Source organism: Vreelandella sp. H-I2, from assembly GCF_052959335.1.
Map to the genome: position 1 here is coordinate 734,822 of NZ_JBRAMC010000001.1, position 19,693 is coordinate 754,514.

Consider the following 19,693-nt stretch of genomic DNA (forward strand, 5'->3'; position numbering starts at 1 on the left):
AGTCTCACCGGCGGTGTCGGCTCACTCCCCATGCCAGCAGCCCTGCCATCACAACCAAGCCAGCTATGCTTGCGGCACGCTGGTTGGCTTTTCGCTGCGCTTGAGCACGCCGCCATTCGATAGCCTGTTCCGGTGGACCATTGATAATGTCTTGCGCGCTATCCATCGCCATGCGTAGCACCTCGGCAATATGTAATGCACGGCGCGGCGTGGCATGAGCGATCTGCTCACGGCAACTGAATCCATTGGTGATAATCAGAGTGCCCTCCTCAGCCTCGCGTACTCGTGGCAGCAAGACACGTTCACCCACAGCCATCGAAATAGCGTATTTATCATGTTCAAATCCGAAGGAACCGGATAGCCCGCAACAGCCCGAATCCAGCACTTCGTAATCTAGCCCCATTTGCTGCATCAGCGCCAACTCGGCATCCAGGTGCATGATGGCTTTGTGATGGCAGTGTCCATGCACCATCGCCTTCCGCGTCAATCGGGGTGGTTGATAACCTTCAGCGCGCTGAACCAGAAATTCACTGAGCATGAGGCTGTTATCGTGTAGCCGCTTGGCACGGGCGTCGTCGGGAAAGAGATTGATCAGCTCATCGCGGAAGACCGCTATGCACGAAGGCTCCAGACCGATAATCGGCATATTCATTTCAATCGCCGCAGCCAAGGTCGACATGACGTCTTGCAGGTAAGCCTTGGCATCATCGAGCATGCCGAAATCGTACAATGGCCGCCCGCAGCATAGTCCTTCAGGGGGAAGCACCACGCGATAGCCCGCCGCTTCGAGCACTTCGGTGGCGGCCTGGGCCGTCTCGGGATAAAAATGATTGCTGAACGTATCCGCCCATATCATCACCGGTGACGCCTGTTCATTGACTATCGGGCGCTTGGCGAACCAGGCTTTGAACGTTTCGGGTGCGTACAACGGCGCCTGCCGACGCTGGGGCATCGAAACCACGCGCTTGGTCAGGTTGCCTAACAGCGGTGCCCGGGTGACGAAGTTGGTGAACGCAGGCATTTTCGAGGCCAGGCGCGACCAACGATCGATAAAGCCGAAAGCGTAGTGGTTAAGCGGTCGCGGATGTGCTCCTTTCGCGAAGTAATGCGAGAGAAACTCGGACTTGTAGGTCGCCATATCCACATTGACAGGGCAGTCGCCCTTACAGCCCTTACAGGCCAGGCAAAGGTCGAGAGACTCATGCACTTCCTCGGATTGCCAGCCATCGGTGATTACCTCACCGTTCATCATCTCGAACAGCAGACGCGCACGGCCTCGAGTGCTGTGCTTCTCCTCATGCGTCACCATGTAGCTTGGGCACATCGTCCCGCTGTCGCTACGGCACTTGCCGACACCCACGCAGCGATACGCAACCCGTGAGAAGTTGCGCTTGTCGTCTGGAAACTGAAAGGTCGTTTCCACCGGCAAAGGGTGGTACTGAATCAGACGCAGGTTCTCGTCGAGGCGGTAGGGGTCGATAACCTTGCCGGGATTCATCTTCCATTGCGGATCCCAGATACGCTTGAACTCACGAAAGGCCTCGATCAGTTCCGGCCCGTACATTCTCTCGAGCAGTTCGCCACGCGCCTGGCCGTCACCGTGCTCCCCGGACAACGACCCGCCATAGGAGACCACCAGATCAGCGGCTTCCTGGGCAAAGTGACGATACGTTTCGATCCCTTCTTCGGACTGTAAATCGAAATTGACCCGCGAGTGGATACAACCCTGACCGAAATGCCCATAGATTGAGCCGACGTAGCCGTACTTTTTATAAAGCTGCTTGATATCACGTACGTAACTGCCAACTTTTTCGGGCGGCACCGCGGCGTCTTCCCAGCCAGGCCAATGCGGTTGTTGTTCGGGCGGCGGGAAAGCGGTCGCCCCCAAGCCGGCTTTGCGCACGGCCCAAACGCGGTTGGCGTACTCCTGGTCGTGAACAATCTGATAATCGCTGGGTGGGCTGTCTGTCTTTTGCAGGCGTTCGATCAATTGCCTGGCCTGGGCATCCGTGTCTTCGGCATTCGCGCCGCCAAACTCGATCATGAGAAAGGCATCGCCCTTGGGCATCTGCTCAAGCGTTTCCTCGTTCATGTGCTGGTCGGCTTCATGTTGGAAAAGCCGCTTGTCGATAGCTTCCAGGGCAATCGGTCCCGCTTCGATGATCAGAGGCACATGGTCGCCCGCCATCGCGACATTATCGAAGCCCACCACCATCAAGGTGCGATGCGCCACATTGTCGGTCAGTTTGAGGGTTGCCTGAAGCACCGTCATGCAGGTACCTTCACTGCCGCATAGCGCACTGGCTAAGTTAAAACCGCGCTCCGGCAGGAGGTCGTCGAGGTTGTAGCCCGACACCCGGCGTGGCATATGTCGGGTCTGGGGGTATTGCTTGCGAATTTGCTCACTATAGCGATCGCGTAGGTTGCGCAACCTGTCGAAAATTTCTCCCTGCCGACCGCCTGCAGCAATAATGCTCTCGATTTCGTCCTCACTGTAGCCATCCTTGAGCGTCATGCGCACCCCGTCATAGGTCAGGACCTCAAGCGAATGGACGTTATCGCAGGTACGCGGTCCATGCCCGTAGCACTGGGCCTGGACGGAATGAATCCCACAGGAATTGTTGCCTAGATTACCGCCGATGGTGCACCACTCATGCGTGGCCGGGTCAGGGGGAAAGACCAGGTTATAAGGCTCCAATGCTTCATTGACATCGTCATTGATCACCCCGCTCTGCACGGTAATCCGCTTGTTTTGGGGGTCGATATTAAGAATGCGATCCAGGTATTTCGAATGGTCCATCACCACGGCGTGATTGACCGTTTCTCCAGAGAGGCTGGTGCCACCGCCGCGCGAAAGGATGGGCACTCCATGGGCGTGGCAGATACGGTGTATCGCGATAACGTCATTCACCGAGCAGGGGATGGTGACGCCGATCGGCGGCTGACGATAGTTTGAAGCATCGTTGGCGTAAAGTGCCCGGCTACCGGCATCAAAGCGCACCTCGCCTTCTATCGCCTCGGCCAGTTGTTCCGCCAACTGACGGTATTGCTCGGTATCTTTCTGCACCGATATGCGTCTCGTCGTCAGATCGTTCACTGTTGCCTCCTTGCCTTCAGCCCGAGGCGCCGCGATTACTCCAAAGACAGCTTGAAGGTCTGCGCCTCCTGCCGTTTAAAGGTCAGCCCCAAGCCAGGCTGCGATAGATCCGGCGCCATGTTGCCGTTCTTATTTGGGTTGATTCGCCCCTCGAAAAGCATCGATTCGATACGTGCATGATCATGAAAATACTCCAGATGGCGTACCGCTGCTGTGCAGCAACCCGGGTGCATATGCAATGCCGGCGCGGTGTGGGTAGACAAGGCAATCTGGTGGGCATCGCAAAGTACCGCTACGTCGAGAAAACCACTGATTCCCGCGCAGCGGGTAAGGTCAGCCTGTAAGACGTCCACCGCCCCAGCCTCAAGCATGCGGCGAAAATATCCCAGATCGTAGCCATACTCCCCCGCGGCAATCTCGATACCTCCCGGCACCCGGTCTCGCAATAGTCGCAGGCCGGGCAGGTCGTCTGATGATACCGGCTCTTCGTACCAGCTCACGCCATACGCCGTGAACGCTTCGGCCATGGCCAGCGCCTGCTTGCGTGCATAGGCACCATTGGCATCGACATATAATTCAGCTGCCGGGCCAATTGCCTCACGCGCCAGACGAACACGGTCGATATCTCGCTCGGGCACCCGGCCGATCTTCATTTTTACGCGCGAGATGCCTGCCCCAACCCAATCACTTAACTGGTGCTGCAACTGCTCGGGCGAGTAGGACGTAAATCCGCCGCTGCCGTATACCGGCACTTCCGAGCGCACCGCACCTATTAACGCGACCAGCGGGATATCGAGCAACCGCGCCTTAAGGTCCCACATCGCCACATCAATTGCTGCAATCGCCATGGAACAAATGCCGGGGCGTCCCAGGTTACGAATGGCCTCGACCATTTTTAGCCAGCCGCCACGCACCGCCAAAGCATCATGCCCTTCGATAATGCCAGCGAGCTTGTCACGGATCAGCGTGGCGCAGGCCGGATGACCATAGGTATACCCCAAGCCACTCTGGCCGCCTGCATGCAGTTCGACCAATACCAGCGTAGTGGAATCCCATGTCAGGGTGCCGTCCGACTCCGGCCCATCGGTGGGCACCTGGTAGGCCGATACCTCAAGCGCTTCGATAGGAAATCGTTGCTTGAGCATTACGTCTCCCCTGGTTAATGCTTGCGCAACTGGGTTAATGCTTACGCACTTTGGGCACGAATTCTCGAGCGAACTGCTTAAACGACGCCTTGACGATGCCCAGCGCATCCGGATCACCACTCATCAGGGCCGACATATAAGCTTTCGCCTGTTCGGGCTTGATATGGGGCGGAATCGGCGGAATGTTGGGGTCGGTCATGACTTCCAGCACTACCGGCCGGTCGGCGCTCAAGGCTCGATCCCAAGCGCCCGCCAAGGCATCGGGTTCGCTAACCTTGATGCCCTTGAGCCCAATCAGCTCGGCATATTCGGCATAGGGAAAATCAGGCACATCCTGGGAGGCTTCGTATTTCGGGTCGCCCTCCATCACGCGCATTTCCCAGGTCACCTGATTGAGGTCCTGGTTGTTAAGCACCATGATGATCAAGCGTGGATCAGACCAGCGTTTCCAGTACTTGGCGATGGTCACTAGTTCGGCATTGCCATTCATTTGCATGGCGCCGTCGCCAACCAAGGCGATAGCGACTCTATCTGGATAGGCGAATTTGGCGGCAATGGCGTAGGGCACACCGTTACCCATGGTCGCCAAGCCACCGGAGAGCGAGGCCATCATGCCGCGCCGCAGCTTTAAATCACGCGCATACCAATTGGCCGCGGAGCCGGAGTCGCTAGTCAGGATGCAGTTGTCGGGTAACTTGGGCGAAAGCTCCCAGAAGACACGCTGAGGATTGACCGGGTCGGCATCGGCCATGGCGCGCTCTTCGAGCACGTCCCACCATTGGGCAATACTCTTTTCAATATGCTCGCGCCAGTCTCGGTCGGCCTTCTGTTTGAGATGCGGCAACAGCGCCTGCAGTGTCGTGGCGCTGTCACCGATGAGATTGACCTCCATGGGGTAGCGCATGCTTACCTGACGACCGTCAATATCGATCTGTACCCCACGCGCCTGGCCTTCTTCGGGCAAGAATTCCGAGTAGGGGAAACCCGAGCCGATCATCAACAAGGTGTCGCAGTTCGACATCATCTCCCAACTCGGGTTGGTGCCCAATAGGCCGATAGAACCGGTCACGAAGGGTAAATCGTCAGGCAGTGCGGCACGGCCGAGTAGCGCTTTGGCGACACCGGCACCGAGCTTTTCGGCTATCTGGATAACCTCGTCGGTTGCATTCAGCGCCCCGGCCCCGACCAGGATAGCCACTCGCTCACCTTCATTGAGTACGGCCGCCGCCCGCCTAAGATCCTCTTCATGTGGCACGATACGCGGTTTGGAATACCCCACGCCGGAATGAATGGTGCCGTGCGCATGGGGCGGCGTCTCGACCGCTGGCTGGGTTTGCAAGTCATTGGGAATGATGATCGCCGTCACGGTCCGCTCAGACAAAGCGATACGGATGGCCCGGTCGACCAGATGGCGGATTTGAGCCGGGCTGGTCGCCATGTGTACGAACTCGTGGGCGACATCCTTGAACAGCGACAGCAGATCTACCTCCTGCTGATATTCACCGCCCATGGCGGCACGCGCCTGTTGACCAACGATTGCCACTACCGGCTGATGATCCTTTTTGGCATCGTAGAGCCCATTAAGCAAATGGATCGCCCCAGGGCCAGAGGTGGCGGTACAGATACCCACCTCGCCGGTAAATTTTGCATGCGCACACGCCATGAAGGCGGCCATTTCTTCGTGCCGAGTCTGGATGAACTCAAACTGATCATCGGCTCGGTTTAACCCCCCCATGATGCCGTTACTGCCATCGCCGGGGTAACCATAAATACGCTTAACGCCCCACTCACCCAGTCGTTTGAGCAGGAAATCGCCCACCTGTTGTTCACTCATACCAAGCCTCCATGCCCATAGCCTTTCGCTTTGGCTAAGCTATTTATTAATGCAACATTATTCACGACAACTATTCACGACAACTAAAGGTATAGACCCTTAAAACAGAGATGGTCAATTCAGGTAATTGATTAAGTATGGCGTTAATTGCTACTCGGTTAAAAATTAATATTTATTTATTTAAATATAGAAAATTTATTTAATTCAGTTAGTTAATATAAGTTATGGAAATAGCGATTGCGGATTTCCCAATCTAAGCTTTAGGCAATACTTTTAAGCTTTAAACAACATTTCTTAAATCCAGGTGTTAGAGAAAAAGCTTCTTCGCCGAACAAGGACGCTACGTATGCAACGGTTATCAAGGATCGAGAATTACGGTTTTATTGGCAACATGCGCACAGCGGCAATCATGGACGCTGATGGTTCGATCGACTGGCTGTGCTTACCTCGGTTCGACTCAGATGCTTGTTGCGCCAAGTTGGTAGGCGAACCCGAAAATGGCTATTGGAAGTTATGGCCCACCGAAGAGGTTATTTCCCAAACCCGTCATTACCGTGGTGAAACCCTTGTCCTGGAGACAGTGGTGGAAACGGCATCGGGTAGCGCCTCCATTATTGATTTCATGCCTCTCTCGCGTGATGCCGATAGCATCATCGACGTGGTCCGTATCGTCGAAGGGCATAAGGGCACGGTGGAGATGCAAATGCACGCGATCTTTCGTTTCGGTTACGGTCATGTCGCCCCCTGGGTGCATCGACGCAAAAAAGGCATTACCGCCGTATCCGGCCCGGATAGCTTGCGTTTTGAAACAACCGTGGATCTGGAGACCAACGAGGATGATATAAGGGGCACGTTCACGGTTGAGGCCGGTGAACGTGTGCCTTTCGTACTCACTTGGTACCGCTCCTTTTGCGCCGAACCTTCCACCCGTGATGCAGAACAGGCATTGGAGGCTACCGAACAGTGGTGGCAAGAATGGAGCGCGCACTGCGATGTCAGCGATGAGTTTCGCGAACCGGTCGTTCGCTCGCTGATTACGCTCAAGGCACTTACCCATATCGAAACGGGCGGTATGGTCGGCGCAGCGACCACCTCTCTACCGGAGAAGACGGGAGGCCAACTCAACTGGGATTACCGCTATACCTGGCTGCGAGACGTCACTTTTACGCTGTACGCCCTGCTCTCGTCAGGTTACCGGGACGAAGCCTGTGCCTGGCGCGAATGGCTGCTGCGCTCGGTTGCTGGTGACCCTGCCAAACTTCAACCTGTTTATGGCTTGGCCGGAGAGCGTCGCCTTTATGAACACCGACTCGACTGGTTAACCGGTTTCAATGACAGCCGTCCGGTCCGTGTCGGTAACCGTGCCTACCTACAGCGGCAACTGGATATCTATGGCGAAGTGATGGATGGCCTGCATTTTAGTCGGGTTCATCATATCGAACCCAACGAGGACATCTGGAAAGTGCAGTGCCAATTGATTGATTTCCTTGAAAAGCATTGGCGAGAAAAAGGCATGAGCCTATGGGAGCTGCGTGGTCCGGCGCGGCATTATACGCACTCAAAAGTCATGGCCTGGGTTGCCGTTGACCGTGCCATCAAGGGCGTCGAGGAATTCGGTCTCGATGGCGACCTTGAGCACTGGCGTGCGCTACGAGAAGAGATCCACGCGGAAGTCTGCGAAAAAGGGTTCAACCAAGAGCTCAACTCTTTCGTTCAGTACTATGGCTCAGATACCTTGGATGCGTCACTGTTGTTGATTCCACAAGTTGGATTTCTACCGGCAAGTGACCCACGCATGCAGGGCACGATTGAAGCCATACAGGAAAACCTCGTCTATGAAGGGTTTGTGTACCGCTTCAAGAGCCCCCACAAGGAACAGCACCTTACCGAGGGAGAAGGTGCTTTCATCGTTTGCTGTTTTTGGTTGGTCGACGCTTTGATTCTGCTGGATCGCAGAGACGAGGCCTACGCGCTATTCGAAAAGCTGCTGAGCATCCGTAATGACCTGGGGCTGCTTGGCGAGGAATACGACCCCATTCGGCAATGTCAGCTCGGTAACTTTCCCCAGGCTTTCTCACACGTCGGCCTGATCAATAGCGCCCACAACCTCGGCTGTTGCGATAAAAAAGGCAGGAAAGGCCCGGCGGAAGAACGCGGTGAAGAATAGCCGGGCAAACGCTTAAAAAATCGGTAACGGCTAGGCAGCGCTGCTTAAAAGTGCGGCGTTAACTGCTTGATCAGCGCTTTATAAAGGCGCGGCCCAGCGGCCATTAGCTGGCCTTCTACTTTCACCGTGGGTTGGCCGTCTGGCGTCCCCATCAAGGCCCCCGCCTCTTTCAAGAATAGCGTGCCTACCTGCATATCCTGCTCTTCCAAGCCGAGCACAAAAGCGCTGTCCACGCGTCCGGTTGCCAATTCACACAGATCCAACAGACCACACCCCGTCGCTACCAGGGTTTCTACCTGCGGGGCAAGTTGCTGGGAAACGGTTAAATAGGCAGGCAGATGGCGAGTACGCAACCAGGCTTCCGGCAGGCCCATGGCCATGCGCGTGCCGCTAATGGCGGTAGGCTTGCTGACGCGCATGCGCTTATCGTTATGCTGGGCGCCGCGACCACGGCTGGCGATGTATTCGTCGTCGGCGAAGGGGCAGATAATGACCGCGTGTTCGGGACGACCTTTGATTAGACACACCACTGACAGTGCAAAGCCCTTACCGGCAACGGCTAAATTGGAATAACCGTGCATTGGTTCAATTTTCCAGACGATATCCGCGCCTTCGCCTTCACCTGCGCGGTGCGGAGTAAAGCGACCGGTAACACCGTGCTGTGGGTAACCGCGCTCCAACTGCTGAACAATCGTCGCTTCGGCCTTGCGCGCCGTTTCGTCGAGTAGGCGGTCAAGGTTAAATTCATCGTGAGCGTTTTCAATGCGCTCGCGTACACGTAGGAAATGTTCGACAGCGCTGCGTGCAGCACGCAGCGTAAATTGGACCATCGGATTCATGATCGGGCCTTGTGACAGTGATGTTAAAGAACGTGATGCTAGTGATAAAGCATAAACATAGGCGCAGGTGCCGCCTTTGGCGCGCAATTCTAGCAGACCCCTCTCGGGCATACCACCGAGTCATGCTAGACTTCGCGCTTTACCTATTAATGATTTCACCGAGCCTTATCATGCTTGAGCGCATTCGCATTGTTCTTATCGGCACCAGTCATCCTGGCAATATCGGCGGCGTAGCACGCGCCATGCACAACATGGGCTTGGCAGATTTAGCCCTGGTTGCCCCCCGGTGTGAGGTGATTACCCAGGACAGTATTTCCCGTGCATCGGGTGCTGATCATTTGCTTCACCAAGCCAATGTGCATGCCACGCTGGAAGACGCAGTGGCTGACTGCACCCTGGCCGTGGGCGCCAGTGCGCGCTCGCGTACCCTGCCGTGGCCGATGCTTTCACCCAGGGAATTAGCTGACCGACTACCCACCGAGTGTCAGCCTGCCGACTCCCGCGTGGCGCTCGTCTTTGGCCGCGAAGACAGCGGCCTGACCAATGCCGAGCTGCAGCGTTGCCATGCCCATGTGCATATTCCGACGAATGCCGATTTCAGCTCGCTCAATTTGGCCGCGGCGGTACAAGTACTCGCCTATGAGTGCCGCATGGCATGGCTTAGTCAGGCTCAGGCTGATACCCCTTCCGTTGCGCAGAGCGATGACGATAATCTGGCGACCCACGCCGAGCTTGAGCGTTACTTTGAACACTTAGAGCGCACCTTGATTGGCATTGACTTTCATGACCCGGCTCAACCACGTCAGCTAATGGCGAGACTGCGCCGGCTCTATCTGCGCGCCCGCCCTGAGCGGATGGAAATGAATATTTTGCGCGGCATTTTGTCAGCCACCGAGAAAGCCGCGAGCACCAAGCAACCCAAGCCATAATTTATTAGACTTGAAAAGCTAGCTTTGAAGCACTTGGCTTGAAGTACCTTATGCCTGCCCCCATTTCTCGGAGTCAGTTCAGATCGCCTCTTGCGATGCTCTTGCAGATGAGTGACTGCACCTCTACCGCCCAAGGATCACCTCATGTTTCAACGTCTACGTGAAGACATCAACAGCGTATTTGACCGCGACCCAGCCGCACGTAACTTTCTTGAGGTGCTGACCAACTACCCCGGCCTGCATGCCCTCCTGCTGCATCGCTGCGGCCACTGGCTTTGGAAGAAAAATCTCAAGTGGCTAGCGCGGACCCTGTCGACGTTTTCACGCTGGCTCACCGGCATTGAAATTCACCCCGGCGCCACCATCGGACGACGCTTTTTTATCGACCACGGTATGGGCGTGGTGATTGGTGAAACGGCCCACGTCGGCGATAACGTCACGCTTTATCAAGGCGTAACACTAGGCGGCACTAGTTGGAACAAAGGCAAGCGACACCCAACGCTGGGCGATGGTGTGATTGTCGGCGCAGGCGCCAAAATATTGGGCCCTTTCACCGTTGGCGCCGGCGCTAAAATCGGTTCTAACGCGGTCGTCACCAAAGAAGTGCCGCCGGGCGCCACCGTCGTCGGCATCCCAGGCAAGATCGTGAAGCGCGCCGACCCCGATGTGGAAGAGGCGCTGGATGTCGACCCGGCACGGCGCGAAGCCATCTGCCAGAAATTTGGCTTCGACGCTTATGGTGTCAGCCAGGACATGCCCGACCCGGTGGCCCGCTCCATGCAGGCCATGCTCGACCATATGCACGCCGTGGATGAGCGCATTGAGCGCATGTGTTCTACCCTGCGCAAGCTAGACGATAATTACCGCGACGGGCGGTTACCGGCGCTACGTGACGAAGATTTTGCTGACATTCTCGATGAGCACGATACCGGCTGCCCAGACGTCGACCAACGCTCTACAGCACCGACATCTGCTAAGTCATCCGCTGAATCATCGAATACGCCAGAAAATGAGCCAAAAGCGGAGCAAGAAACGCTGCCGCCGCGTAATGGTTGACCAAAGCACTCAGGTTTTCCCATAATGGCGACACATTTGCCGTTAGTGCGCTGAGCGTTCAGCGTCGAGGGGCTTGCCATGCGCTTGACCACCAAAGGCCGTTACGCCGTTACTGCCATGCTCGATTTAGCCCTGCATGCTCACAGCGGCCCGACCAGCCTAAGCGATATCTCCCAGCGCCAAGAGATATCGCTCTCCTATTTAGAGCAGCTTTTTGCTCGCCTGCGCCGTGCAGGCTTGGTCAACAGCGTACGCGGACCGGGCGGCGGCTATCTGCTTTCGCAGCCACCCGAGGCAATTAGCGTTTCCAAGGTGATTGACGCCGTCAATGAAAGCGTTGATGCCACCCGCTGCCAGGGGCTTTCAGACTGCCAACAAGGCGACACTTGTTTGACGCACCATTTATGGTGTGAGCTTTCCGTGCAGATACGCCATTTCCTTGACGATATGACGCTGGCACAACTGATGCTGCGTCCTGATGTCATACGCATTGCATCGCGACAAAAACAGCGTGCTGAGGCGGGTATTCTCGCCTCTTCACTCTGAGCCAGTTCATTCAAATCAATGCACCGATCAACCGCCGGAACGTAACGATGACCACTCCCACGCTGCCCATTTACCTGGATTACGCCGCCACTACGCCGGTGGATGCCCACGTGGTCGAGGTTATGCAGCGTTATCTAACGGTTGATCAACTGTTCGCCAACCCTGCTTCGCGCAGCCATATGCTGGGTTGGCAGGCAGAGCAAGTGATTGAGCAAGCGCGTCGCCAAGTAGCCGATGTCATTGGTGCCGATCCCAGGGAAATCGTCTGGACCAGCGGCGCGACCGAAGCAGACAACTTAGCGTTGATTGGCTTTATGCGCGCCAATCGCGAACGTGGTTTGCACTTGGTCACTTCCACCATTGAGCATAAAGCGGTGGTAGACACGGCCCAGGCGCTAGAAAAAGAGGGTTTTGAGGTGACGTGGCTCACGCCTGGGCGGGATGGCTGCATTCAGCCTGATCAGTTGCGTGCAGCCATGCGTGACGATACCGCACTTGTCTCAGTCATGGCCGTTAACAACGAGCTGGGCAGTATTAACGATATTGCCGCCCTCGCCGACGTTGCCCACGAGTTTGGTGCGGTCTTTCACACCGATGCCGCTCAGGCGGTAGGACGCATTCCCCTGGATGTGGTGGCCCAGCAGATTGACCTGATGTCGCTTTCTGGGCACAAAACCTACGGTCCCAAAGGCGTCGGGGCGCTATATGTGAAGCGCCACCCCGATATGCGTGTTGAAGCATTGATTCACGGCGGCGGCCACGAACGCGGCATGCGCTCAGGTACCCTGCCCACGCACCAAATTGCCGGTATGGGTGAAGCCTTTGCGCTGATACAGCAGCATTACGATGACGACAACGCCCATATTACCCGTTTGCAGCAGCGTTTTTTGCGCGGCCTTGAGGATGTGGAAGGTGTGTTTTCAAACACCCCGCTAGACGATGCTGAAAAACGTGCCGTCCCGAACATCCTCAACCTGGCGTTTGAAGGCGTCGACGGCGAATCGTTGCTGATGGCGCTTCGCGATGTCGCGGTCTCGACTGGCTCGGCGTGCAATTCAGCCAGCGTCGACCCCTCTTACGTACTGCTCGGCATCGGCACGCCGCGAGCCCTTGCGCTCTCGTCGCTACGCTTCAGCTTTGGTCGCTTCACCACCGAAGCCGAGATTGATCATGCGCTAACGCTCATTCGCCACGCGGTGAGCGGTTTACGTACACCGCCCCGTTAAGCGGCTGACTATTTTTAAGGAGGACGCCTCATGGCAACACTCAATATTACCCCGGCTGCCGCACAACAAATTCGTCACGTGCTCGATGAGCGCGGCCAAGGGCTTGGCCTGCGTGTTTCGGTCAAACCAAGCGGTTGTTCCGGCTATAGCTACGTGCTCGATTTTGCCGATACCGTTAGCAGCGATGAAGTACATTTTGAAGCCCACGGCGCCAGCGTCTATGTCGCTCCCGATGCCGTAGAGATGCTCAACGGCAGCGAAGTGGACTATGTGAGCGAAGGCCTGAACCGCTTTTTCCGCTTCAATAACCCGAATGTTAAAGACGAATGCGGCTGCGGCGAGAGCTTCACTGTCTAATCTTTGCTTGGCCAGGTTTCATCACCGGTATTCAACCCCCGGCTTAAGCGTTATAATCGCGCCCCTGGATACCTAACATCAGGCAGCGGGGCTTTCCCGTGCGCTGATAAACGCTAGCTGCTGAAACGCTATTAGCCGAATCATTTTCTAGGCCGCCCCGGCTTTCTGGGGCGGCAATTTTGCTTAACCCCCTTTTAAGGAGACCACTACCATGGCTACTGAACGCACTCTTTCTATCATCAAGCCTGATGCCGTTGCCAAAAATGCAATTGGTGACATCATCGCTCGCTTCGAGAAAGCCGGCCTGAAGGTTGTGGCCGCCAAGATGGTACATCTCTCTGAAGAGAAAGCTGGCGGCTTCTACGCTGAGCACAAAGAGCGCCCGTTCTTTAAAGACCTAGTCGGTTTCATGACGTCTGGCCCGGTGGTTGTGCAAGTACTGGAAGGTGAAGGCGCCATCGCTAAAAATCGTGACCTGATGGGCGCGACCAACCCGAAAGAAGCGGCTCCCGGCACTATTCGCGCTGATTTTGCGGAAACAATCGACGCGAACGCTGTCCATGGTTCTGATTCTCCGGAAAGCGCTGAGCGCGAAATTAACTACTTCTTTGGCAACGACGAAATCTGCCCGCGCTAAGCCTGTTAAGGTAGCGCCGCCGTATCAACTTTCGTTGCCGGCCATTTTGCGGGGGCCATGCCCCCGCCCCTTTCTATAACGCTGACCGCCATGACCACCACTGTAGCCCAACATACGCCCGCCCCCCGCCCCGGCGCCGACAGTACTGTAACTGATCGTTCTGACGCCGCCGCCCGCACACCTGCTGCAAAAGCGACGCCTGAGCGCCAAAACCTGCTTGGTATGTCCCGTGAGCAGATGGAAGCTTTCTTTTTGTCAATCGGCGAAAAGAAGTTCCGTGCTGCGCAGCTAATGAAGTGGATTCATCAAGAAGGCAGCGATGATTTTGCTGCCATGACAAATCTCTCCAAACCGTTGCGTGAAAAACTGGCGCAGGTGGCAGAAATTCGTGGCCCCGGCGTGGTTTATGAAGGCACCTCCAGCGACGGCACGCGCAAGTGGGTGCTAGAGGTAGAAGATGGCAGCTACGTAGAAACGGTATTGATTCCGGCCGAAAATGGTAAACGCCGAACACTGTGCGTCTCGTCACAGGTTGGCTGCTCGCTGGATTGCAGCTTTTGCTCCACCGGCAAGCAGGGGTTTCAGCGCAATTTAACCGCCGCTGAAATCATCGGCCAGGTCTGGGTCGCCCAGCGTAGCGTTGGACCACGCCGGGATACGGCGAATCGCCCGGTGACTAACGTCGTGATGATGGGCATGGGCGAGCCGTTGCTCAACTTCGATAACGTTGTACCTGCCATGAAGCTGATGCTTGACGACAACGGCTACGGACTGTCCAAGCGCCGTGTAACGCTGTCGACCTCTGGCGTGGTGCCGATGATCGACAAGCTCGGCGATGAAATGGACGTCAGCTTGGCGATTTCGCTGCACGCCTCGACCGACGAGCTGCGCAACGAGCTAGTGCCGATCAACCGCAAGTACAATATTCGTGCCCTGCTGGATGCGTGTCATCGCTATCTGGCCAAGTGCCCGGATAATCGTCAGGTCACCATCGAGTATACGCTGATCAAGGATGTTAACGATCAGCAGGAACACGCCGAGCAGCTCGCCGCACTGCTTAAAGAGCTACCGTGCAAGATCAACCTGATTCCGTTTAATCCGTTCCCCAATTCAGGGTACGAAAAGCCATCGCGTAACCAGGTCATGCGCTTTCAGCAGTGGCTCTACGATTTGGGCTACAACGCAACCGTTAGAACGACCCGTGGTGAAGATATTGACGCAGCCTGTGGCCAACTCGTTGGGCGCGTAAAAGACCGCACCAAGCGTAGTGCGCGTTATATCCAATCGGTACAACTTGATGCGGACTAACGTTATACGGACAGTTTGTGCGGTTGGTCTGTTGAGTCCAAAACAGGGCTTATCTTGACTTCCGCTTAGCACGGCGCTTTGATGGTCACGGTTTTTATGTAGCATCAGGTTAGTTGTAGGACGTTCACCACAAGAGGATTTACATGATCGCTCACCGCAGGCGCCAACACCCATTTCGGGTGACCATGCTAACCGTTCTTATCGGTAGCTTGTGGCTAGCCGGCTGTGCCTCGTCCAATACCCTGACACCGCAAGCCAACCCAGCGGCGGCAGATGCCTATACCCAGCTTGGCGTCGCCTATCTGGAACGCAACAATCTTCCCCGCGCACTCAATGCACTGGACCGGGCGCTTGAAATTGCCCCACGCCATGCAGAAGCACTGCAGGCATTGGCTCTGGTTTATCAACGCCAGGGCGAGAGCGCGCTTGCTAACGACTATTTTCAACAAGCGGTTAATGCCGAACCTGACTTTACCCGTGCCCGCAACAACTATGCGGCTTTTTTATTCGGACAAGGTGAGTTTACCGCCGCCTGCGAACAGTTAGAAACCGCATCAGAGGATGCCCAGTACGCCAACCGAGCCCAGCTATTCACTAATTTGGGGCAGTGTTACCTGGCGCTGGAAGAATTTGATAAAGCACGTGCTCGATTGGAGCGCGCGCAGAGTATTGATCCGCGTAATTCACGCGGCTATTTAATGTTAGCTGAACTCGAATATTCGCAGGGCAATTATTCTCAGGCCTGGGCGCCGCTGCAAACGTATTTACAGCTCGCCGAGCCCGACCAAGCAGCATTAAGAATGGCGGTCGATATCGCCCATTCACGCGGCGAGTATAATGTCGCCGCTGATTACCAGCGCCAGCTTGGCGATGAATGACGATTAATTGACGCCCTGATCACCGCTTATTTAATGAAGGATGCTCAGCCATGAGCGATACACAGTCACAAGAAAGCGTCATTGATAGCACCAGTACTAGCATTAACGCCTCCCCCGGCGAACTGCTTTCTCACCAGCGTGAGCAGCTCGGCATTCCCCTCGCCGATGCAGCCCGTGCACTAAATCTGCGCCCCGCTGTGGTGGGAGGGCTTGAGCAGGATGATTATCAAGAGATACCGGTCGCCGCTTATCGACGTGGCTATCTACGCGCCTACGCCAAATACTTGGGCATGGACGACCGGCTGGTACTTGAAGCCTACCAAGCTCACAATGGCAATATCGACACCGAACGCAAAGTTACACCGGTGTCGACTGCAAGGCCCCCTTCCCGTATTGGTGCTTGGTTGTTTAAGCTCGTTACCTTATTGGTTATTGTCGGCCTTATCGCAGTGACCGTTATGTGGTGGCAAAGCCGGGGGGGCAATGAACCGCCTGGCTTTGGCGCTGCTTCTACGGAAGAAACCGCTAACACCCCAGCGGAGCCAGCCGATGAACCGGCTGAAGCAGAGGAAGAAAGTGCTGCGGCTAGCTCAAGCTTCACAAGCGGCGACGAAAGCAGCACCCAGCCGAGTAATGCCACCAGTGTCACGCCTTCGCCGACAGCTTCGCAAGACCAAGCACCCAGTGCGCAAGATGACGCTGATGCAATCGAGGGGCTTAACGAGTCAATACTGGATAGCGATAACGGCACGTCCATTACTGCCGCGGGAAGCGATGAGTTAAGTAGCGCTGAATTGAGTGCTGAACAAAATAGTGCTGAGCAAAGTAGCCCTGAACAGAATAGCCCTGAGCAGAGCGGCGCGGATAGCGAGCAAACCGCTGCTGCCGAGCAGACCGCCAATGCCAATGTGCTTGAGCTGACGTTTAACGAACAGTCATGGACTGAAATTTTTGATGCCAGCAATCAACGTGTCTTCGTTGGTCTGCAAACGCCTGGCACCTCAACGACCGTCGAAGGCGAGCCCCCGTTTCGTTTAACCGTGGGTAATGCCACCGGCGTTGAGTTGCGCTATCAAGGTGAGGAAGTTGATCTTCCCGCCCGCGCAGGTGCCAACAATGTCGCCCGATTCACCTTGGGAGAGTGATCCGTCCTATGCACGCCCCTTCTCCGATAAAACGCCGCTTTTCCCGCCAGATCCAGGTCGGTAACGTTCCTGTAGGCGGTGACGCCCCCATTGCCGTGCAAAGCATGACCAACACCGACACACTGGATGTTGCCGCCACCGTGGCACAAATCCAGCAGTTGGAAAAAGCCGGTGCCGATATCGTGCGTGTCTCCGTGCCCGATATGGACGCTGCCGAAACCTTTGGTCAGATCAAAAAGCTCGTCAATGTACCGCTCGTTGCCGACATACATTTTGATTACAAAATAGCCCTACGTGTCGCCGAGCTAGGCGTCGACTGTCTGCGCATCAACCCAGGCAACATCGGTCGTGAAGACCGCGTACGCGCAGTGGTTAGTGCGGCCCGTGACCATGGCATTCCGATTCGCATTGGTGTCAATGCCGGCTCATTGGAAAAAGACCTACAGAAAAAGTATGGCGAGCCAACGCCTGCCGCGCTGGTGGAGTCCGCCATGCGCCATATCGATTATCTCGATCGTCTCGACTTCCCAGATTTCAAAGTCAGCGTCAAAGCCTCAGACGTGTTTATGGCGGTAGCCGCCTATCGCGACCTTGCCGCACGCATTGAGCAGCCGCTACACCTGGGCATCACCGAAGCGGGTGGGCTACGTTCAGGCACGGTGAAATCATCGATTGGCCTCGGCATGCTGCTGATGGATGGTATCGGCGACACGATCCGCGTATCGCTGGCCGCAGACCCGGTAGAAGAAATTAAAGTCGGCTTTGATATGCTGCGAAGTCTCAAGCTGCGCTCTAAAGGTATCAACTTTATTGCCTGCCCCAGCTGCTCGCGCCAGAACTTCGACGTCATTGGCACAATGAACCAGCTCGAAGAGCGGTTGGAAGACGTGATGACGCCGCTGAACGTCTCGGTGATTGGCTGCGTGGTCAACGGCCCCGGCGAAGCCAAAGAGACCGACATTGGCCTGACCGGCGGCAGCCCCGCCAACTTGGTGTATATCGATGGCAAGCCAGCGAGCAAGCTGCGCAATGACCATCTGGTAGACGACCTGGAGCAGCTGATTCGTGAAAAAGTACGCGAAAAACAGCAGCAGCAAGACGCTATGATTGCCCGCAGCGTTTAAGCGTTGGGGGTCGCTGCCAGCTTGGGCGGCCAGTGCCTGATGGCAGAATAAGGAGTTTTCTTTGAGCAAGTCCGCCGTTAAAAAGATTCAAGCCATTCGCGGAATGAACGATCTATTGCCCAGCGATAGCCCGCGCTGGCAGTTTTTTGAAGCCAAAGTTCGCCAGCTAATGCTGCGTTACGGTTTTAATGAAATCCGCACGCCTATCGTTGAGCAAACCGCGCTGTTTGCGCGCTCTATCGGCGAAGTCACCGATATCGTCGAAAAAGAGATGTACACCTTCGATGATCGCAACAACGAGAGTTTGACGCTACGTCCCGAGGGCACTGCAAGCTGCGTGCGCGCGGCAATGGAACACGGCCTGCTGTATAACCAAACGCAGCGGCTGTGGTACCAGGGCCCTATGTTTCGCTACGAGCGCCCGCAAAAAGGCCGCTACCGTCAGTTCCATCAAATTGGTATTGAGGCCTTCGGTTTTGATGGCCCCGATATCGACGCTGAGGTAATTCTGCTCTCAGCTCGTCTGTGGCAAGAACTGGGGCTGATGGAGCACGTTACCCTCGAGCTAAATTCGCTGGGTTCGTCTGAGGCGCGGGCGGCTTATCGAGACACGTTGGTGGCCTATTTCGAGCAACACCATGAAGTCCTTGATGAAGACTCCAAGCGCCGCCTAACCAGCAATCCGCTACGCATTCTCGATTCCAAGAATCCGGCCATGGCCGAGATGTTGGATGCTGCGCCGCAGTTGATGGATCATCTGGATGAAGAGTCCCGCGCGCATTTCGATCAGCTAACCGCGATGCTTGAAGCGGCGGGGATCGATTATGTGATCAACCCTCGCTTAGTGCGAGGGCTGGACTACTACTGCCGCACTGTCTTCGAGTGGACGACAACGGCACTGGGTAGTCAGGGCACCGTTTGCGCAGGCGGCCGCTATGATGGCTTGGTGGAACAGCTAGGCGGCAAATCGACCCCGGCGGTTGGCTTTGCGATGGGCATTGAGCGTTTGATCCTGCTGCTCGAAACCCTTGAGCTAATTCCTGATGAAGCCCTCGGCGGCTGCGATGTTTATGTGTTGCCGATGGATGATAACGCCACCATTACGGCTATCACCCTGGCTGAGCAGTTGCGTGGCGAACTACCTGAATTGCGTTTACAACTTCATTGTGGCGGCGGCAGTTTCAAAAGCCGGATGAAAAAAGCCGATAAAAGTGATGCTTCGATGGCCATCCTGCTCGGCGAAGATGAAATCGCACAGCAATCGGCAACGCTCAAATTTTTACGCGATGACCGCGAACAGCAAAATGTCCCTCAAGCAACATTAGGCCGCACGCTGCGCGGACTATTAGCCCCTGGTGCTTAGTAAGCGTCTATACGAGCCCAGATAGACAAGCTTAGACATACG

16 protein-coding genes are annotated in these 19,693 nt (G+C 55.9%); 12 read left to right on the plus strand and 4 right to left on the minus strand.

All coding sequences use genetic code 11. The features are described 5' to 3' along the window. Window positions 1-4: 4 nt before the first annotated feature. Genes ACUVOF_RS03525 through ACUVOF_RS03535 form a run of 3 tightly spaced genes read right to left on the minus strand, consistent with a single transcriptional unit; the run spans window position 5 to window position 6,076 of the window. Window positions 5-3,097, minus strand: coding sequence for an FAD-binding and (Fe-S)-binding domain-containing protein (locus tag ACUVOF_RS03525; protein ID WP_447043044.1), 3,093 nt, complete (start codon window positions 3,095-3,097; stop codon window positions 5-7). A gap of 35 nt (window positions 3,098-3,132) precedes the next feature. After that, window positions 3,133-4,242: an enolase C-terminal domain-like protein gene (locus ACUVOF_RS03530; protein ID WP_447043045.1), complete on the minus strand. Its 1,110-nt coding sequence runs from the start codon at window positions 4,240-4,242 to the stop codon at window positions 3,133-3,135. Between the two features lie 34 nt (window positions 4,243-4,276). Next, the gene (locus ACUVOF_RS03535; protein WP_447043046.1) at window positions 4,277-6,076 is read right to left on the minus strand and encodes a thiamine pyrophosphate-requiring protein; all 1,800 of its coding nucleotides are present in this window, start codon (window positions 6,074-6,076) and stop codon (window positions 4,277-4,279) included. Between the two features lie 346 nt (window positions 6,077-6,422). Here ACUVOF_RS03535 and ACUVOF_RS03540 point away from each other — a divergent pair, with 346 nt between their 5' ends. Next, the gene (locus ACUVOF_RS03540; RefSeq protein ID WP_447043047.1) at window positions 6,423-8,243 is read left to right on the plus strand and encodes a glycoside hydrolase family 15 protein; all 1,821 of its coding nucleotides are present in this window, start codon (window positions 6,423-6,425) and stop codon (window positions 8,241-8,243) included. Window positions 8,244-8,287: 44 nt separating this feature from the next. Here the strand turns inward: ACUVOF_RS03540 and ACUVOF_RS03545 are convergent, their stop codons facing one another. Continuing rightward, window positions 8,288-9,082: an inositol monophosphatase family protein gene (locus ACUVOF_RS03545; protein ID WP_113268896.1), complete on the minus strand. Its 795-nt coding sequence runs from the start codon at window positions 9,080-9,082 to the stop codon at window positions 8,288-8,290. A gap of 170 nt (window positions 9,083-9,252) precedes the next feature. On the opposite strand from ACUVOF_RS03545, the gene trmJ reads away from it, so the two are divergent. The 11 genes from trmJ to hisS all read left to right on the plus strand — a co-directional run bounded on the left by trmJ (window position 9,253) and on the right by hisS (window position 19,651). Further along, a complete protein-coding gene (gene trmJ, locus ACUVOF_RS03550) occupies window positions 9,253-10,011 on the plus strand; it encodes a tRNA (cytosine(32)/uridine(32)-2'-O)-methyltransferase TrmJ (RefSeq protein ID WP_447043048.1) in 759 nt (252 codons plus the stop codon). Window positions 10,012-10,155: 144 nt separating this feature from the next. Further along, a complete protein-coding gene (gene cysE / locus ACUVOF_RS03555; protein ID WP_447043049.1) occupies window positions 10,156-11,067 on the plus strand; it encodes a serine O-acetyltransferase in 912 nt (303 codons plus the stop codon). Between the two features lie 78 nt (window positions 11,068-11,145). Next, window positions 11,146-11,613: a Fe-S cluster assembly transcriptional regulator IscR gene (iscR, locus tag ACUVOF_RS03560; protein ID WP_447043050.1), complete on the plus strand. Its 468-nt coding sequence runs from the start codon at window positions 11,146-11,148 to the stop codon at window positions 11,611-11,613. A 47-nt stretch (window positions 11,614-11,660) separates the two neighbouring features. Then, window positions 11,661-12,839: an aminotransferase class V-fold PLP-dependent enzyme gene (locus tag ACUVOF_RS03565; RefSeq protein ID WP_447043051.1), complete on the plus strand. Its 1,179-nt coding sequence runs from the start codon at window positions 11,661-11,663 to the stop codon at window positions 12,837-12,839. Between the two features lie 30 nt (window positions 12,840-12,869). Then, window positions 12,870-13,196 (plus strand): HesB/IscA family protein, encoded by a 327-nt coding sequence (locus ACUVOF_RS03570; protein ID WP_447043052.1) that lies wholly within the window; start codon window positions 12,870-12,872, stop codon window positions 13,194-13,196. A 211-nt stretch (window positions 13,197-13,407) separates the two neighbouring features. Beyond that, entirely contained in the window at window positions 13,408-13,833 is a 426-nt protein-coding gene (gene ndk / locus ACUVOF_RS03575) for a nucleoside-diphosphate kinase (protein ID WP_447043053.1), read from the plus strand. Between the two features lie 90 nt (window positions 13,834-13,923). Further along, on the plus strand, window positions 13,924-15,141 hold the full coding sequence (gene rlmN / locus ACUVOF_RS03580; RefSeq protein WP_447043054.1) for a 23S rRNA (adenine(2503)-C(2))-methyltransferase RlmN: 1,218 nt from the start codon (window positions 13,924-13,926) through the stop codon (window positions 15,139-15,141). A 143-nt stretch (window positions 15,142-15,284) separates the two neighbouring features. Then, window positions 15,285-16,019 carry a type IV pilus biogenesis/stability protein PilW gene (gene pilW, locus ACUVOF_RS03585; RefSeq protein ID WP_447043055.1) on the plus strand — a complete coding sequence of 245 codons (735 nt, stop codon included), beginning with the start codon at window positions 15,285-15,287 and terminating at the stop codon, window positions 16,017-16,019. A gap of 50 nt (window positions 16,020-16,069) precedes the next feature. After that, entirely contained in the window at window positions 16,070-17,164 is a 1,095-nt protein-coding gene (locus tag ACUVOF_RS03590; RefSeq protein ID WP_447043056.1) for a RodZ domain-containing protein, read from the plus strand. Window positions 17,165-17,172: 8 nt separating this feature from the next. After that, on the plus strand, window positions 17,173-18,288 hold the full coding sequence (ispG, locus tag ACUVOF_RS03595) for a flavodoxin-dependent (E)-4-hydroxy-3-methylbut-2-enyl-diphosphate synthase (protein ID WP_447043057.1): 1,116 nt from the start codon (window positions 17,173-17,175) through the stop codon (window positions 18,286-18,288). A 61-nt stretch (window positions 18,289-18,349) separates the two neighbouring features. Further along, complete coding sequence (hisS, locus tag ACUVOF_RS03600) at window positions 18,350-19,651, plus strand: histidine--tRNA ligase (RefSeq protein ID WP_447043058.1); 1,302 nt, start codon at window positions 18,350-18,352, stop codon at window positions 19,649-19,651. Window positions 19,652-19,693: the final 42 nt, after the last annotated feature.

Bases quoted from the DNA above. Each gene is read 5' to 3' on its own strand.
- trmJ (WP_447043048.1), top strand. From the start codon at position 9,253: ATGCTTGAGCGCATTCGCATTGTTCTTATCGGCACCAGTCATCCTGGC.
- cysE (WP_447043049.1), top strand. From the start codon at position 10,156: ATGTTTCAACGTCTACGTGAAGACATCAACAGCGTATTTGACCGCGAC.
- ACUVOF_RS03590 (WP_447043056.1), top strand. From the start codon at position 16,070: ATGAGCGATACACAGTCACAAGAAAGCGTCATTGATAGCACCAGTACT.
- ACUVOF_RS03545 (WP_113268896.1), bottom strand. From the start codon at position 9,082: ATGAATCCGATGGTCCAATTTACGCTGCGTGCTGCACGCAGCGCTGTC.
- ACUVOF_RS03530 (WP_447043045.1), bottom strand. From the start codon at position 4,242: ATGCTCAAGCAACGATTTCCTATCGAAGCGCTTGAGGTATCGGCCTAC.
- pilW (WP_447043055.1), top strand. From the start codon at position 15,285: ATGATCGCTCACCGCAGGCGCCAACACCCATTTCGGGTGACCATGCTA.
- ndk (WP_447043053.1), top strand. From the start codon at position 13,408: ATGGCTACTGAACGCACTCTTTCTATCATCAAGCCTGATGCCGTTGCC.
- ACUVOF_RS03565 (WP_447043051.1), top strand. From the start codon at position 11,661: ATGACCACTCCCACGCTGCCCATTTACCTGGATTACGCCGCCACTACG.
- ACUVOF_RS03540 (WP_447043047.1), top strand. From the start codon at position 6,423: ATGCAACGGTTATCAAGGATCGAGAATTACGGTTTTATTGGCAACATG.
- ispG (WP_447043057.1), top strand. From the start codon at position 17,173: ATGCACGCCCCTTCTCCGATAAAACGCCGCTTTTCCCGCCAGATCCAG.
- ACUVOF_RS03570 (WP_447043052.1), top strand. From the start codon at position 12,870: ATGGCAACACTCAATATTACCCCGGCTGCCGCACAACAAATTCGTCAC.
- iscR (WP_447043050.1), top strand. From the start codon at position 11,146: ATGCGCTTGACCACCAAAGGCCGTTACGCCGTTACTGCCATGCTCGAT.
- ACUVOF_RS03535 (WP_447043046.1), bottom strand. From the start codon at position 6,076: ATGAGTGAACAACAGGTGGGCGATTTCCTGCTCAAACGACTGGGTGAG.
- rlmN (WP_447043054.1), top strand. From the start codon at position 13,924: ATGACCACCACTGTAGCCCAACATACGCCCGCCCCCCGCCCCGGCGCC.